This window comes from Robinsoniella sp. RHS, assembly GCF_001029355.1.
In the GTDB taxonomy this organism is placed as follows: domain Bacteria; phylum Bacillota; class Clostridia; order Lachnospirales; family Lachnospiraceae; genus Robinsoniella; species Robinsoniella peoriensis.
Genome location: NZ_JNGB01000004.1, coordinates 279,700 through 297,381, shown reverse-complemented (window position 1 = coordinate 297,381; position 17,682 = coordinate 279,700). Strand labels below are relative to the sequence as shown.

Here is a 17,682-nt window from a genome sequence, read left to right as displayed (position 1 = left end):
TCTTTTACTTTTATCGTTCCATTAAGCTTCCAAGCACCTGAAGGCTTTCCTTGGGATAACGTGTCTGAGTGCTACGGTCAACACCGATTAGGCCAAATTTCATACCATAGCCTTTCTGCCATTCAAAATTGTCTAAGAGTGACCAGTACATATATCCTTTCACCCGAATCCCATCGTCTATACAAGCTTGGATTCCTTCCGTCACTTCTCGGATAAACTGGCAACGTCTGCTATCATCTGCCGTTGCGATTCCATTTTCGGTAATAATCAAATCACCTTTAAATTCATCTGCTACCTTACGAGTTACGTTTACAATCGCCAACGGATAATCCTCATATCCCATCTGTGTCCGCAAACATTCATCTTTTGCCTGGGCACCACCGTTTTCATCAAAACGCTTTCTGGTATAACACTGTATGCCCAGATAATCATCATCCTTAATGTATGGCAGGTAGTGCTTAAATTCCTCATCCCATTCTTTTTCAGCAAATGCCTCGCCACCGGGATAAGGCTGCATATCATGTAACGATAAGGTCAAGCCAATTTTCAGATGCGGACACGCTTCCTTCATTGCATCCCTTGCTGCTTCATGGGCTTTCATTACTAATAGGTCACCCTCTGGTGTACACAGAGATACAAAGGTATGAACATCCATGGGATTCTGTAGGCCAAAGGCCTGCGCACTCTCCATCATGCTAAGCATCATGTTTTCTTTATTCATATTGATGCCAACTTGCACATCACTCTCTTGGGCTGCACTCTTTTTATCACCGATTTCTTTATCTGCATCTGTCTGTTGTCCTCCCATTCGCAGCACCATTTCTTTCATTAATGCCGCCAACTGGAGACGCATATTTGCCTCGTTGATCGTGCAGACATATTCCATTTTATCACCCAGTTCATTGGCTAAACGCTTGCAATATACAGCAAACTTCTCCACCACTTCCGGGTTTTCCCATCCGCCCTGACTGATTAGCCATTTAGGTGACGAAAAATGATGGATGGTAACGATTGGTCGCACATGATTTGCATAGCAACAGTCCAACACATTACGATAATGCTGTACTTCTGCCTCATCCCACGTATCCGGTTCTGGTTGGATCCTCGCCCATTCAATTGAAAAACGGTAGGTATTAAGTCCCGCCTCTGCCATCAGATGAATATCTTCTTCATACCGATGATAATGATCCACTGAATCCAGGGAAGGCTCATTAAACATAGAATGTGATATCTGTTCCTGTACCCAATAATCGCTGTGTATGTTGTTTCCCTCCACCTGATGTGCTGCTGTCGCAGCTCCAAGCATAAAATCTTTCGAAAACATCATTTGCTTCTCCTCTCTACGCTAACCAAATTTGCTCTTACATGTTGCTTTTCTCTATAATCTGATTATATATACTATTTCATTTCTTTGTTTTCAAAATTTTGCTTTTTTGTTTGATATTTGTCTATAATTCTTTATCAACCATTTTTTGAACAAAATCGCGAATTTTTAACTGTTTTTTTTCAGATTGTATTATATACTAGAATGGAAGCATACGATAAGAGATTAGGAGCGAAGGATATGAATTTAAAATCAAATATAGATATAGCAAAGTTTTTATTGGAAATTCAGAAATGCCAAGGTGAAGTGTATTATGAAACATCAGATGGAGACAGACTTAATCTTAGTTCTACTTTGAGCCAATATATCTTCTGTACTGTTGCCAGCCATTCCTATGATTGGAGTCAGGGAACGATTTGTTGTATGAGCGAGGAGGATATTCCCAAACTCTCCCCCTATTTAGAAGAGAGCAGAGCGTAGCAGTTCAAAATCCGCATGTTTATATGATAGAAAGGGGAATGTGTAATGAGTATCATAGAAAATCTAAAATTATTTCAAGAACTGATTTGTTGTAGCCATAATATATACTACTGGACCTATGCCTCCGATTTGACATTGCTTCATACGAGCTGTCCCAAAGAGTTTGCCGCAGGTAATAATTATTCCTTACTAAGTCAGTCAGCTTATCTGCTTAACTATGCCAAGACCGGTCATTATCCGCTCATATTAGATACCTTTTTGAATTTTCTGTGGATTGCCGACTTTGAATGGGATGGCAACAGCTTGACTCATGTCCATGTCATTGGCCCAATTTTTACCGGAAAGAATTCTTACCAGCAGGTAAAAGAAAGTCTTAACCGGCACGATTTGTCCGTCCATATCCGGATGGATGTACTAAGGCAGCTGGAAGAGGTTCCAATCGTACCGCTCAATCTCCTCTACCAGTATGCAATTATGCTTCACTATTGTATCACTGGAGAAAAAATTGCCATTGATCAACTACAGCATATTACATCAACAGATAATTCTAAGAATACGGACAACTTATCCTCCAAATCAGATGAACACTGGGGTATCTGGGCATCAGAGCAGACATTTATTCAGATGATTCGGGATGGAAATCTCCATTATAAAGAAGCTTTAAATGCATCCCGCACCTTAAGCAGCGGTGTTAAATTTGATTCAGGAGGCCCCCTGCGCAATGCTAAGAATAATGCGATTGTCCTTTTGACACTTTGTTCTCGTGCAGCCATCGAAGGAGGCCTATCTCCTGCTGTTTCCTATACTATGCAAGATTATTATACCCAAAGAATTGAAGACTCCGGTTCTATTCCGGAAGCCTCGGTTCTTGTTGAAAACATCATGGAAGAATATGTTCAAAAAGTTCGACAGGTACGAACCAATGCCAATATTTCCAGAGCTGTCCTAAGTTGCTGCGATTATATCACCATGCATATCACTGAAAAGCTAACAACTCAGTTTCTGGCATCCCGTGCGGGATATACCGAATACTATTTTTCCCGTAAATTCAAACAGGAAATGGGAAGTAGCATTAGTAAGTATATCCATCAGGAACGGATAAAGAAGGCTAAGATTTTACTTAGCACGACAAATATGAGTATTATTGATATCAGTAATGAGCTCGGGTTTAGTTCGCGGAGCTTTTTTTCTGATACTTTTCAGAAGGTGACAGGAGAAACACCTGCGGGATATCGACGAAAAAATATGAAAATATAGAAAGAATTCTAATCGTATTATCTGCAGTTTATTAACAATATTTTTCACACAACTGACTACAAGACCTCAATAGCCGTGAAAAACTCCGGTGTCATCCCACCGGAGCTTTAACTTTAATCTATTCTTGTTCCCGGTAATCTGGCAGACTTCTGAAGATTTCCCGAACTACCTTATATGCCATCTTCGGCCTGCGGTATTCGTCCACTATTCCCTTATTATTGCGGCTCTTTGGCCTTCTTAATGCCCACCAGATTCTACTTACTCTCACATCACAGAATTGCCAGATATACATCCCCATACAGTCTTCACTTGCCGCAATTTCTTTCAACTGTTTCTCCAATATCTCCGCCTGAAGGTCTTCACTCCAGACATCGCTGGAAGTATCCCGGAATCCGTAAATCCCCCCTGCCCCAACTTCTGTGATCAAAAGAGGTTTTCCTGCTCCTTTTCCGTCTGACTCAAGCCACTTATGAAGTTTATCGATCTTCTGTGTGGCAGTGTCTTCATCATACCAGTAGGGATAAATGTTCCAGGAACATACGTCTGGTAAGTCCTGACAGATATCCGTACCAAATCTGCAGGATGCAGCACTGCACACACGGCTACTGTCCAGGCGTCTGATCAATTCAAATTGAGCACGGTAACAGCTTCGTTCATACTTAGTCTCACTGCCGCATTCATTTAAAATCCCCCAGATGTAGATAGATGGATGATTATAATGTGCGGTAATCATTTCCCTGATTACCTGCTCACACTGCTCTTCAAAGCAGGGGCTCTTCATTCGCTCTCCATCTATGCCTCTGGCGTGATTTTCTTCCCAGACCAGGATTCCCAGTTCATCACACATATCCAGAAACAACTCATCATTGGGATAATGAGAGGTTCTGACCGAATTCGCCCCCAAATCCTTAATGAGCTGTAGGTCATAAGCAATTGCCTCCCTGGGGAGCGCGCAACCATATTGAGGATGGTCTTCATGGCGGCAGAATCCTTTGATCCGCAAAGGTTTTCCATTCAGAAGGACCTGGCGTCCTTCTAATCTCACCATGCGGAAGCCTGTGCGGTCAATTAAATCGTCCACTACAATGCCATTCTGCTCCAGCGTTACCTGCACCTGATATAGCGCCGGCGTCGCCATGCTCCAGGGTGTCACATTCTTTGCCTGTAGATCTTCAAAAGTATAGCGATTCTCTCCGGGCATCAGTATGATTTCTCCAGAAACCATTTCACTATTTGCCAGTTTCACTCTGAGCTTAACCTTCTGTGTTGTTTCCGTAAGATTGTGACAGGAAACTTCTGCCCTGGCAGTCCAGTCACCATTATTTTCCTGCCGGGGAGTAACATGCACCCACTCAATATACACATTTCCTACTTGTTCCAGCATGACGCCTCTTGAAATTCCACCATAGGACATATAATCGTTCGGGAAGTCCAGTGCGTACTCGTCTCGGAAAGCATTGTCCACTAATATTTTGAGTGAATGCTGTCCTGCAGCCAAATTTTTAACACAAACTGCAAAGGGTGTATAAGAACCATAATGCGCAGCTTCTTCCTTTCCATCTACATATACGCGGGCATAATGACTCACCCCCTTACATTCCAGACGGATATTACCCTGAGCCTCGAAAACGGTCTCATAAGAGACAAATCCTCTGTAATTTCCAAATCCAGGATAAGTCTCCAGGCAGCTGGGTACCATCACTTTCATGGTTTCCCCCGCCTGCTCTCCCTCTAAAGGAGTAAAATCCCACAATTTCCCTGACAGTTCCATAGTCTTACGAATCTGATGCATTTCAAACGTCCTTAGCATAACACTTTGTTCTCCTTATTTTTTGTGACATTTTTGTAGCCCTTTGTCAGCCCTTTAATCCTGAAGTAGATACCCCCTCTACCAGATACCGCTGAAAGAAAATAAAAATCGCAATCATGGGCACGATGGATAAGGTGGCCATGGCAAACATAGCACCGTAATCCGAAGATGAGCCGGGATCTGCAAAGAGCTTCAATGCCAGGCAAACCGGGTATTTTTCTGCCTGATTTATATAAAGCAGGGCAGAAAGGAAATCTTCCCATCTCCACATAAAAGAGAATATTCCGGCTGTTACCATAGATGGCACCATCAGAGGAAGCACTATTTTAGAATAAATTCCAAAATATGAACAGCCGTCAATCTTAGCTGCTTCATCCATCTCTTTTGGTATGCTTTCAATAAAGTTTACCATAAGATAAACAAAGAAACCCTGAATAGCAAAACAATACGGAACAATCAGCGGCAGATAAGAGCCTACCCAGCCAAGCTCCTGGTACCAGATAAACTGCGGTATCATCAATACCTGAGCCGGTACCATCATGGACAACAGCATGGCACCGAATAATAATTTCTTGCCTCTGAAACGGCATCTGGCCAATCCAAATGCTACCAGAGACGAAGATACTATCGTCCCTATGGTTGCAATCACAGATAAAAAGGCTGAATTCTTAAAAAAAGTACCAAAACTGATATTTGCAAAACCCTTCCAGCCATTTATATAATTGTCCAAAACAAATTTTTCCGGTATTAAAGTACCTGCTGTCAGGAAAATCGTATTTGTTTCTTTAAAGGAACTCATAAACATCCATAAAAGCGGATAAATCATTAATAATCCGAATGCACATACAAATATGTGATAAATTACTCTGCTTGTTTTTCTTCTACTTTTCATCAGAATCCTCCGTCATATACCCAGCGTTTCTTGGTCGCAAACAGGATGGCAGTCACAAAGCCTACAATGAGAATCATCACCCATGCCAGTGCGGCTCCATAGCCGGTATTATAATGTACAAAGGACTGATTATACATATGTACCATATAAAACAAGGTAGAATTCAAAGGCTGCCCCTGTGTAATAATGAAACACTGTGTGAATGCCAGAAGCCCGTTTATCATCTGCATTACCAAATTAAAAAAAATCGTAGGCGTCAGAAGCGGTAAGGTAATACTTGTAAATTGCCTCCATTTTCCTGCACCGTCTACAGTCGATGCTTCATAGAAAGTACGCGGAATCTGCTTTAAGGATGACAAGAAAATCAACATGGAAGAGCCAAACTGCCATACCGTCAGTAAAATCAATGTCCAAATTGCCGTGTTTGCATTTCCAAGCCAGGGAATACTTGTCTGTACTCCGAAGCTGTGCAGAATCTGGTTCACCATTCCATCCGTTGCAAACATCCTTTTCCACAAAATAGATACTGCTACGGAACCTCCGATTATGGAGGGCAAATAATAGAGTGCCCGATACAGGCCAGTGGCCTTGGTGGTCTTCTGAAAAAGAATGGCCACCAAAAGTGCAAAAACCAGCTTAAGCGGTACAGATACCACCGAATAAAAGACTGTAATTCCAAGAGATTTCCAAAACAGCTCGTCCACCATCATGTTACGGAAATTATTCAGTCCCGTAAATGCTGCCGGGGTCAATATTCCATAATCACAAAATGCGTAATACAACGATATTCCCAAGGGAACAATGAGAAACAGCAGAAATCCGATAATAAACGGCAAAGTAAAAATGACACCTGCTGTACTCTCTTTATAAATGTTAAATTTATATTTCTTTCTCATATCCATTCCTAACCGCCGCTCCTGCCGGCTTACATTACTTTGCAAGATAACCGTTTCCCTGTGTAAACAATTGCTCTGCCGCTTCTTCTGCCGTCAGTTGTCCATACAGTACCTGCTCTGTCAAAGAATCAATCAGGCTAAATACCTCACTGGCATTTCCTGGTGTCGGCGGGTTAATCTTAGAGGATTTTGGCGTTACTACTTCATTGATATAGCTGACCACTTCCTGCTCGTCCGCTGTCTGATTCACAGAAATTGCCTCTGACACTTTACTGGAAACAGGCACTCCGCGTTCTCCAAGAAGTACATTGTTGCAGTCCACAGAATTGGTAATATAGTTAATCAGTTCAGCTGCCTCGTCCGGATTTTTGCTGTCTGCGCTAATAGAGAAAAACTGGCTGGGCTTTAAATAATTTGAAGCTTCCGGATTGTCAGATGGAAAAGTTGTCATTGCAATATCCGTACCTTCCGGCGCAGCATTCTGCATGGCTACCAGCTGGTTGGAGTGATAGAATCCACACCATGACATGGTTTCCGGGCTGCTTCCATAAACCAGACAATCCTGCTCTGCCTGTCCTCTTGTTCTTTCCACATAAAGACTTGGATCCACATGCCAGCCTTCTTTTATTCCCTCCTCAAATAGGGAGAAGAAACCCACAAAATCATCTGCACTTTCCACAGCAAATTTTCCGTCACCATATAGCTGCTTTCCTTCTGCACGCAGCAGATATGGAAGAAAATCACCGTTTGTATTACTGCCATAGCTTAATCCTGTCTTATATCCTGTCTTCTCATATACCTCACGGCATACATCCTTGAACTCTTCCACCGTCATATAATCATGAATTTTAATACCAGCTTCATCCAACAGCGTCTTGTTATATAACAATGCCGGTGCATTAACCCCGTTACAGATTGCATAAATTCCATCTCCTACTTTACCGGTTGCCAATATATTCTCATCCATATTGCTTACATCAATAGTACCATCCTCAATATAAGGAGTTAAGTCTACCAGCTGATCTTTTCCCGCATATTGTGAGATATATGTATAATCCATCTGTACCACATCCGGCATAGTATGTCCTGCTGCAAGCGTCGCCAGTCTCGTCCAATAATCTGCCGAGAACTGTCCGTCAAACGTAATTCCCGGATTATCTTTTGCATACATATCCAGAATCTGCTGGGTTCTTTCATTCCTTAGCTGACTTCCCCACCAGAAAACACTTAACTTTACATCTTTGTTTTCCTCTTTTTGTTCACTTGCTCCCGCAGAGGTTGTCTCTGTTCCTTCTGTTTTTTTTGCATCCCCTTCGCTTCCTGCACTCTGAGGCAGTTTCTGTTCTCCTCCAGTGCTGCATCCCCCAAGCAAAGCAGTGGTTATAGCTGCCATTAAAAGCAGCACAATTGCTTTTTTCTTCATTTCTTTTCTCCTTTCGTTCCTCCTGGAATATATGACCTATTATAAACAGAGCAGTCAGTTTCCTCAATCTGAGAAAACCGACTACTCTGTATAAAAAACCGATTTCTATTCCTTTTTCTGCATTTGTGCCGCCCATCTCCCGGGTGTCATACCCACCAGCTTTTTGAAAATATTACTAAAATATTGTGGATTGTTACCGCAGCCTACCTGTTCTGCCACGTATTGTATTTTTCCGGTATCAGCATTCATTAACAGCTCCTTTGCCCTCTTTACCCGCTGTTCAGTCAGGTACTGCGAGAATTTATCCCCTGTACTCTGCTTAAATTGCCGGCTTACATAATCTACATTCATGTAAAGGTGCTGTTCTGCAATTTTTTTCAATGTCAGGTTCTGCTCTGACAGATGTTCCTCCACATAAGTCATTACCTTTTCCACCAGCATCCCATAGCGCTGGGGCGGTAAACACAGCTCCTTTTCCATCCTGTCAATGACCGACTTCAGCAGCAAGCGAAGTTCTTCTTTCTCATCCGTCATCTGAATATCTCTCACAGTCTCTGTCACTTCCGCTAAAGAACAAATTCCTAAGGCCGGAAGATGAGTACAAATGCTGTTTCCCAGCATTTGCAGGAAATCTGACTGAGCCGCACCATCTACCATAAAGCGCAGCTCTTTGCACATTTTTTTCACTGTTACTTCGCTGGCATCCCCCAACTGCTGATAAATCAGCTGTAAATGCTGAAGCACATTCTGATTGTTTAATATGACGATAGGTCTGTAATTATGGATTGCATAGATGGTGTCATATCTTTTAATCTTGGTAAGCACCACCTCCAACAGGCTCTGTAAATTCGGAAATCTGGCGCTTTCCAGCTGTATATGCTCAGATATCCTTACCCAATGTTCATGAAATATCGCCATATCCAATTGCTCATAACAAAACAGCAGCAGAATGTTATTCACATAAATACCATAGAAGATGTTCTGCCGGTTTCGCTCTTCTTCTTCCTGCCGTAGTTCTTCCAGCACTTGCTCCAGATATACCCGTTCCAGAAAATATACATAGCAGAGATGGCAGGGACGTTGGTAAAGATCTATATATTGTCCGTAGAAATCCTGAAGTCCTTCCACTTTCTGTTCAAATATATCCCCTTCTTCCCTCTCAAGCGCAATGCCATCCATCAGCAGATGAAAGATTGCATCCTGGCGAATTGTTCTTGTCATAGCGCTCTGCTGTTCCTTTTCTTCCATCTGTTGTTTTATTCTGAGACATTCTTCTCTGGCCTGTATAATACTTTCCCGGATTTTTTCCTCATTGCATGGCTTCAAAAGATAATGTCGGATACCATATTTCATGGCCTCCCGGGCATATTCAAAATCCTCATAACCCGATAAGATAATAAATTGTATCTGCGGATTCGTTTGTGCTATCTCCCGAACAAGATCCAATCCTGACAGACCGGGCATCCGTATATCTGTCATGACAATATCCGGTGTTTCATCCAGGATCATATTGTATGCCTCTATCCCGTCACTGCACAGACCGACTAATTTTATTCCAATCTCTTCCCAATCAATGAAACTGGAAATTGTCTCCCTAATTACTCGTTCATCATCTGCAATTATTAATTTCAACATTCCTTTCCTCCTCCGGCGCCGGAATAGAAAGCTCTGCTACTGCATAATCCTCCTCATTATACATACGCAAGCCGTATTCCTCTCCATATTGCATCTTCACTCTTCTGTCAATATTCATCAGTCCCACACCATTACCATGAGGTTTAATTTCTTCTTGTATCAGCTTTGTAAGCAGATTTTCTTCCATTTCCGATCCTGTGTTCTTCACGTAAAAATGCAATACCTTCCCTTTTATTTCTGCCTCCAGAACAATATAGCATGCTTCTACATTTGTTTCCAGACCATAAAATATGGCATTTTCTACCATTGGCTGAATTACCAATTTAGGGATTCTCAGTTGATTGTAAACTTGACCAATATGATTTTCAAATTTCAGTCGGTCTTCATACCTCAGTTTTTGTATGGTAATATAGGAATGTACTGCCTCCAATTCTTTTCCTAATGTAAAATCATTCTCATCCTTATTGCTTAAAGACGTACGCAGCAGTGTCCCCAAAGCATCTACCATATCAGAAATATCTCTTTCTCCGCTAGCCATTGCCCGCCATTTAATCGATGCCAGTGTGTTATATAAAAAATGCGGATTTATTTGATTTTCCAATGCTTTAATCTGTGCCTCTTTTTTCAGTATTTCATTTACGTAATTTTCTCTGATTAAATGAATAATCGTTTCGCTCATCTGATCAAACTGCCGGTTCAATGTTCCGAGTTCATCTCCCCGACTTGAATAATCATAATCCACCTCCGGCACCCGTGTATTATCTCTGGCAAACTGCTGCATCTTATCGGTCAGTCTTCCCACATGTACCATTAATTTTCCAACAAGCCGGACAGATAAATAGATTACGATCAAAAGATCCAGGACGATAATTATGAAGCAGATCCACTTAATACCGGCCAGTTGTTTCGCAATTCCTTCATAAGAGATCAGATAATAATAATCCCAGCCATACTCGGAAATATTTCCATGCACCGCAAAGTAGCTGTTTCCATTTAACCACAATACCTGATAACTGTTTGTTTTCTCCAAACGGACCAACTCCGCATTCTCCAGGGACAGGTTGTCAGTGTGATACAATATCTGGTCTTTATCCAATATCACGTAGGCTGATTCACCGTAATTATCCTCCAGCTTTGTACTGGAAGCAATCAGCTTATCCATATCTACATTCAATAAAATTGTACCCAGCTTATCAAGTTGAAGTCCCTCAATCTGTCGGATATTTCTGGCAAGAAACAATCCATATTCATCCATGTAATCTGCAACCCAGCAGGGTGCACCTCCCATTTCATCTGCCTGTTTCAGTATCTCCTCCTGAATTTCTTTTGGTGTCTTATCTGCAGCGATAATATTCGTATAAACGACTGAAGAGGGCAAGTAGAGATTAATATATTTTAATATCCCGTCAGAAAAGGATTGATAATACTCTCCTATATAGGAACGCATATTCTGGACAGCACTCATGGAGCTGGCCATCTTCAAATTATCTTCTTTGATTGTTCCTAAATTATTCTGTACCTTCTCTTCTCCCAAAAACATGGACGTGAGCGACTCCATTTTTTTCATATACTCTGTAATTTCACCGGATGAATAGGACATTGATTCAGAAAGAGTCTGATAGAGCATCTTGTTGTAAGAACCAGCCAAAACCTGTATAACAATATAGGCTACTGCCGCCATAACCGAAACCCCAATTAGTACAATGGCCATAATTTTTTGTTTTAATGGCATGTCATCAATTTTTTTTCTTGCTGCCCTAAGCATGCTGTTATATCCTCCCATTATTTGGACTCCCTATCAGGTAAACTCTGCAATATTTGAATTATAGCATGCTATGCCTGCTTCGTCCAAATATTTAAATCCTATCTATATACGCAACAGAAGCACCTCAACATGTGAGATGCTTCTACACAGACAGAAACCTTTTATCTAAATCAGGCAGCCACCGCGTCTGCCACATCTATCCAATAAAAAGTTCCCTTAAATACTGTCCTTCTCTTCTATCCTGCACAAGGCTCATGAATTCTTTTACTTTATCCATGTTGATTTTCTCCTCTTTTGACTTCAGATGCACATATAATGCGCCAATCAGATTGGAATCATTGAAGAATTTACAGGCTGTGACTTCCGGAATCGGTACCTCATGAGGATAAACTCCGTTTAATTTTTTTAGTTCTTCCTTGATCATTTGCAAAAACAACGGCTGCGCACTGATCCCACCGCCGATAGCTATGCGTTCCGGGTCAAAGATAAACTGGCAGTTTGTAATCTGAACTGCCAGCGTATTAACAAAACTGCGGATACAGCAAAGCGTTTCTTCATCGCCGCAGTTTGCCATGGAGAATATTTTTTCTCCATCCAGTTCTGCTATTGGAATGCCTTTCTTTGATGAAACCAGATGTATCAATGCCGGAATACCGTTTGTCATAGCCAGCGTCTTATCCTGATTAAACGCATCTTCTCCATCTGTTAATATATAGCTGAATTCCCCTGCCATAAAATGCTTCCCTCTTAAGACCTTGCGGTTGCAGATCACGGCACCGCCCACCGCAGTGCCGCATATGACTGCAATGGCATTTTTACAGTCAGACAGGCTTCCTCTCCACACCTCAGCCAATGCTGCACACTTTGCATCATTTTCAACAGTTACCGGTACATGACAACGGTTCTCCAATATTTCCACTATGTTAATATTGGAAATGCAGAAAATAGATCCACCGTTGTACATAAATCCTGTTTCACTGTCAATAATGCCTGCTGCACTTAATGCGATGCCTTCTATCTGATCTTGATTTTGTTCATAAATCCATTCCAGCATTTGTATAAAATCTTCGAAAGATTCCTGCCTGGTGGCAACTTTATTCTTATTGTAAAAATTACACTCTTCGTCCATAACCGCATATTTTGTATAGGTACCGCCTACGTCAATGGCCAAATATTTCATATATCTGCCTCCTCACTGCCGTCCTTTAATGACGCTCCGTTGCTGGCTATCACATCCCGGTACCAGTAGAAGCTTTTCTTTTTATACCGCTCTAATGTACCACTGCCGTCATCATTCCTGTCCACGTAAATGAATCCATACCGTTTCTTCAATTCAGCGGTGGATGCACTGACCAGATCGATGCACCCCCAAGTGGTATATCCCATGACTTCTACACCATCCTCAATTGCTTCCTTCACCTGCAGCAGATGATCTCTTAAGTAAGCAATCCGGTAATCGTCAAATACAGTAAGATTCCCTTCCTCATCCTCTTCTAAACGGTCCACTGCACCCAGTCCGTTTTCCACAATAAACAAGGGCTTCTGGTATTTATCCCAGAACTGATTTAATACATAGCGCAGCCCTCCTGGATCAATCTGCCAGCCCCATTCACTGGCTTTAAGGGCAGGATTTGGAACTCCTCCAAAGAGGTTTCCCTCTCCGCTGATATCTTTGCGCTGATCTGCCGTGGCACAAACACTGGCATAATAGCTGAAAGAAATAAAATCCACTGTATTTTTCAGAATCTCTGCATCCCCTTTATCAAATGCGATCTGAATGCCATGTTCCCTTAGGTAACGCTTCATATATCCCGGATATTCACCCCTGACATGAACATCTGTAAACATGGCATGTTTATGCTCCTCCTCCATCGCCCGAATGACGTCCCCGGGATCTGGTGTCAGAGGGTACACCGGCATACTGAGGATCATGCATCCAATCTGAAAATCCGGGTTAATTTCATGACCGATTTTCGTTGCAAGGGCACTGGCAACTAATTCATGATGGATTGCCTGGTATAACTGGGACTCAGTCAGCACTTCCTTCGGTGTATTAATTGCACCGCTCATAAATGGAGAATTTAAGATAGAATTAATTTCATTAAATGTCAGCCAGTATTTTACTTTCTCTCTATAGCGTTTGAAAATCGTCCTGACATACCGCTCATAGAATCCGATCATCCTGCGATCCAGCCATCCGTTCCAGGTTTCCGCCAAATAAAGTGGCGTCTCATAATGGGAAATCGTAACCAGTGGTTCCATTCCATATTTCCTGCACTCGTCAAACAGGTCATCATAAAACTGAAGTCCTGCCTCATTTGGCATTTCTTCATCTCCACGTGGGAAAATCCTGCTCCATGCTATCGAAGTGCGGAATACTTTAAATCCCATTTCCGCGAATAATTTAATATCTTCCTTATATCGGTGATAAAAATCTATGCCCACAAGTTTCATGTTGTCCTCTGAAGGCTTTTCTGTCCTGGGGCCTTTGATGCCGTGTGGCATCACATCCTGAATAGAAAGACCTTTGCCATCCTCCTGATAGGCACCTTCACACTGGTTGGCGGCAACTGCTCCGCCCCACAAAAAGTTTTTCGGAAACATTTTCACATGTTCTTTGCTGTAAATAATATTTCCGGCTTTCCCATCTGTCCTTTCGAACCGTTCATTACATGATTTTGCAATATATGCATGCATCCCCATAAATGAAAATGGAATATCGTCTGCCTTCCCCTGCAAAATATCCTCACAGACCTCAATTACATTTCCAATGATATCAACCGATACTTCCATCACATGGTGAGACAAAAAAACATGTTCATACTTTCCATCCAGGCGCAGCTGAATACGTTTTAATGTATCCCGGTATTCTTCCAATGGGCTTGCATCCTGGTCAAAAAGAAAGGTGGAATTATTACAGGAATCTCCTAAAATCAATATTTTCAGTTCCGGTAGCAAAAACACCATGCTTCCCTGTGTATGTCCCGGCAATTCGTATGCCTCAATATGAAGCCCTCCCAAATCAAATTCCATACCATCAATCAAAGGCTGAAATTCCATGAAAGGAACTGATTCCACATAATTGAGATTCGCCGTCTTTTCAAAAACTGTTCCCAGATTCGCCTGCAGATAACCCCTGCGTTCTTTCACATGACACTGCCTCCGGTAAATTGGGATATCCTTAACATTCATATACACATTCTTGAATTCAGGTGCTCCCATGGCATGATCAATATGTCCGTGTGTCAATAAAACCATAATCGGCTTCGCTGTAATATTTTCAACAAAATGCCTCAGATCCCCCACACCAAGACATGTGTCTATTAAAACTGTCTTTTCTGTTCCTTCCGCCAGATACATAATCTCCCCTGTCAGGCTATGTATGGCAGTAATATGTGTATTTATTTTCTCTGCTTTATAAAATTCCATTCTAATCACTACTCCTCATACAGCTTTGTTAATTCCTTCGTAAGACTTTCAATCTCCTCCATGGAGAATCCTAGGAAGAACATTCCCTTTAACGTTTCCAGACTTTCATGCAGAAATTCCTCATCTCCGGAACCCAGGAAGTGCTGAAGCAGCGGTGAAATGCGGTCTATAATTTCCAGGGCGGCATCATCCTGCATCATGTCTTTAAACAGCGTCTTCCTGGTATACCTGCTTCGCAAATTCTCCATTGGCTGATAACAGAACTGATGAACTCCAGCGTTAAGTTCACCAATTGCCTTTTCGGGATACGATGGCAGACAGACTATTGCCGAACAGCCAAACGGAATCTCAATCAGCACCCGGATCTGTCCATCTTTCTGAATTTTCCACTCACTGCGGTATCGCCCATAAGCAGAATCATAAGACGCTTTCATATATTTTAGTTTCTGATTGACCAGCGGCGTAATCTCTGCCTTTTTAAATCCGGGTTCCAGTGCCTTAATTCCCGCCACATCCCGGTACAAAAATTCTACTATGGCCCCAAAAGAATAATGATTCAGCGAATTCATTAAAGTGCCGCTTATCTCACCATTATCCAGTACCGAATTCCATCGTTCCCATATGGTAGTTGCGCCTAAATTAATGCAGTGCATCCATCCTGGAAAGCCTTCCTGAAGCAGGAAATAAAATGCTTCATCTTCCATTCCATTTTCAGCCAGAACCCTGCACATCACCGGTGCACCGGCAAAACCTCCTTTTAGTTTATAACAATCTTTATAAAGCCGCGTTCTCAGACCTTCTATTATTCTCTGCTTATCTTTATAGATACCAAAATAAAGTGAAACGATATATCCTGTCTGGGTATCTATACACAGCCTGCCTGTTTCGGAAAAATACTCCTTCAAAACCGCATTGTAAACACGTTCATGCAAATCTCTGTAATATATCTCTTCATCCTGCTTTCCAAGAACCTTTGCCGCATCAGCCGTTTTTTTCAGAGATTCGGCATAGTAGCATGAACCAATAAAATATTCGTCCGTACCGCCTTTCATGCTCTGTGAAGTTCTGCCATCCAGAGCCAGCCAGTCGCCCAACTGATTGCCAAAATCGAACAGATATTTCTGCCCTCTCAGCCGGTCTTCTTTGGTAATCTTATCCACCCAGTCCTTCATCATAGGATAATACTGTTCCAGCGCTTCAACATCCCCGTAATGTTCATATAATACCATAGGGAGAAAGGTGGCAATATCTCCCCAGACGCTGCTGAAAATCGGACCATTTGGATCGAATACTGGGATCACTCCCGGAAGAATTCCATCATATTTTTTCTGTTCTGTCCGCAAATCATGAAGGAATTTATGATAAAATGCTGCAGTATCCATATTGTAACAGGCGGTTCCTGAGAAGACCTGGGCATCTCCAGTCCAGCCCAGACGTTCATCTCTCTGGGGACAGTCTGTTGGAAAATCAATGGAATTAGACTTTTGCCCCCATAATGTGTTCGAAAAAAGCTGGTTTACACCCTCATGCCCGGTTACAATATGCCCGGTTGTGCTCATTTTAGAATACAGCGCCTTTCCGGCAAAATCCTCTTTTTTTACCTCTGTGGTCCAGCCGCTTACCCGGACATAACGAAATCCAAAAAAAGTAAACTGCGGTCTTACCCATTCATCCCGCCCATCCGTTGTATAGACGAGCCGGGATTTTGCTTTGCGGTAATTTTCATTATAAAAATTGCCATTCTGGAGAATTTCCCCAAAATCCAGAATAACTTTCGTTCCTGCGGGAAGCTGAGAATGAAATATAACATATCCTGCAAAATTCTGTCCAAAATCCAATACGGTCTCCCCTGCAGGCGTATGAATGATCTCTTTTACAGGCATTTCTTCCTGCTCTGTAACCGGGACGCTGTAACGTTCCACAAGTTGTCCTTCTATTTCTCCCAAAGCAGGTTTTTTCAAGGCATTTTCTTTTTCTTCCCATAGAAGATGATTGATTATCTCTCCGTCATAAATATCGCTGTCCTCAATGTCTGAACCTTTATACAACCATGTTTCATCAGAAGAAATCACTTGTTCCGTGCCATCTTCGTAGGTCAGATGGATTTCAGCAATCATCTGAAATTCACTTCCGTAATTCTGATCCATATAGGCAAGCCCGAATTTTCCTTTATACCAGCCATTGCCCAGCATAACTTCGATTCTGTTGTTTTTATGTATTTCACCTGTGATATCATAGGTCTGGTACTGGCATTCCGTATGATAGTCACTGAAATACGGTGCCAATACCTCATCTCCTATTTTCTTTCCATTGAGCTTTGCCTGATACATGCCAAGTCCTGAAATATAGAGCCCTGCTTTTACTGCTTTTTTTGTGGTCTGGAATTCTTTTATAAATACCGGATGAAATCGGTCACCACACTGGGGTTTCAGCCATTGTGCTTTCCATGGCTCTTTCATTTTACCTGTCTCAAAAAATGCAGTTCCCGTACTTACCGCTTTTTCACCATTATCCCCCATAGCCTGAACACGGATATAGTACCTGCTTCGGGGTGCAGCCTTCATATCCAGCCTTTCCCCGGCGGAATTCAGCTCCTTTCCTTCTTTTACATACACAATGTGCTGAAATTCCCAGTCACTGCTTACTTCTATTTTTATCTTTTCAACAGCTTTTGCCTGTGTATCTGTAATAATCCAGGCACAACGAATCGTATGAAATGAAAATCCTATGGGATTCACCATCCCATTAATCTTTAATCTGCCTATTTTCAT

Annotated in this window: 12 protein-coding genes and 1 pseudogene; 2 read left to right on the top strand and 11 right to left on the bottom strand. The window is 42.0% G+C overall.

The genetic code is table 11. The features are described 5' to 3' along the window. Positions 1 to 10: 10 nt before the first annotated feature. Positions 11 to 1,327 carry a glycoside hydrolase family 1 protein gene (locus tag RHS_RS04280; protein WP_395021244.1) on the bottom strand — a complete coding sequence of 439 codons (1,317 nt, stop codon included), beginning with the start codon at positions 1,325 to 1,327 and terminating at the stop codon, positions 11 to 13. Positions 1,328 to 1,564: 237 nt separating this feature from the next. On the opposite strand from RHS_RS04280, the gene RHS_RS04275 reads away from it, so the two are divergent. Together RHS_RS04275 and RHS_RS04270 are read left to right on the top strand one after the other, a co-directional pair. Further along, on the top strand, positions 1,565 to 1,804 hold the full coding sequence (locus tag RHS_RS04275) for a hypothetical protein (protein WP_044288845.1): 240 nt from the start codon (positions 1,565 to 1,567) through the stop codon (positions 1,802 to 1,804). 45 nt (positions 1,805 to 1,849) lie between these two features. Then, positions 1,850 to 3,061 carry a helix-turn-helix domain-containing protein gene (locus tag RHS_RS04270; RefSeq protein ID WP_047832412.1) on the top strand — a complete coding sequence of 404 codons (1,212 nt, stop codon included), beginning with the start codon at positions 1,850 to 1,852 and terminating at the stop codon, positions 3,059 to 3,061. 118 nt (positions 3,062 to 3,179) lie between these two features. On the opposite strand, the gene RHS_RS04265 is transcribed toward RHS_RS04270, so the two are convergent. The 10 genes and pseudogenes from RHS_RS04265 to RHS_RS04225 form a co-directional block, all read right to left on the bottom strand. Next, a complete protein-coding gene (locus RHS_RS04265; protein ID WP_047832411.1) occupies positions 3,180 to 4,871 on the bottom strand; it encodes a glycoside hydrolase family 2 TIM barrel-domain containing protein in 1,692 nt (563 codons plus the stop codon). A gap of 46 nt (positions 4,872 to 4,917) precedes the next feature. Next, positions 4,918 to 5,763: a carbohydrate ABC transporter permease gene (locus tag RHS_RS04260; RefSeq protein WP_047832410.1), complete on the bottom strand. Its 846-nt coding sequence runs from the start codon at positions 5,761 to 5,763 to the stop codon at positions 4,918 to 4,920. Further along, positions 5,763 to 6,665, bottom strand: a complete 903-nt coding sequence (locus RHS_RS04255) for a carbohydrate ABC transporter permease (protein WP_047832409.1) — start codon at positions 6,663 to 6,665, stop codon at positions 5,763 to 5,765. Before RHS_RS04255 ends, RHS_RS04260 begins: the two co-directional genes overlap by 1 nt. Before the next feature lie 28 nt (positions 6,666 to 6,693). Further along, a complete protein-coding gene (locus RHS_RS04250) occupies positions 6,694 to 8,082 on the bottom strand; it encodes an ABC transporter substrate-binding protein (RefSeq protein WP_047832408.1) in 1,389 nt (462 codons plus the stop codon). 105 nt (positions 8,083 to 8,187) lie between these two features. After that, complete coding sequence (locus RHS_RS04245; protein ID WP_047832407.1) at positions 8,188 to 9,717, bottom strand: response regulator; 1,530 nt, start codon at positions 9,715 to 9,717, stop codon at positions 8,188 to 8,190. After that, on the bottom strand, positions 9,692 to 11,500 hold the full coding sequence (locus tag RHS_RS04240; protein WP_047832406.1) for a sensor histidine kinase: 1,809 nt from the start codon (positions 11,498 to 11,500) through the stop codon (positions 9,692 to 9,694). The genes RHS_RS04245 and RHS_RS04240 overlap by 26 nt, the downstream gene beginning before the upstream one ends. Before the next feature lie 178 nt (positions 11,501 to 11,678). Next, positions 11,679 to 12,662, bottom strand: a complete 984-nt coding sequence (locus tag RHS_RS04235; protein ID WP_138003170.1) for an ROK family protein — start codon at positions 12,660 to 12,662, stop codon at positions 11,679 to 11,681. After that, positions 12,659 to 14,086 (bottom strand): 6-phospho-beta-glucosidase, encoded by a 1,428-nt coding sequence (locus RHS_RS04230; RefSeq protein WP_047832450.1) that lies wholly within the window; start codon positions 14,084 to 14,086, stop codon positions 12,659 to 12,661. Before RHS_RS04230 ends, RHS_RS04235 begins: the two co-directional genes overlap by 4 nt. A gap of 252 nt (positions 14,087 to 14,338) precedes the next feature. Beyond that, positions 14,339 to 14,842 (bottom strand): annotated as a pseudogene (locus RHS_RS30070) (MBL fold metallo-hydrolase); the annotation flags it as partial. Positions 14,843 to 14,919: 77 nt separating this feature from the next. Further along, the gene (locus RHS_RS04225; protein WP_047832405.1) at positions 14,920 to 17,682 is read right to left on the bottom strand and encodes a family 78 glycoside hydrolase catalytic domain; all 2,763 of its coding nucleotides are present in this window, start codon (positions 17,680 to 17,682) and stop codon (positions 14,920 to 14,922) included.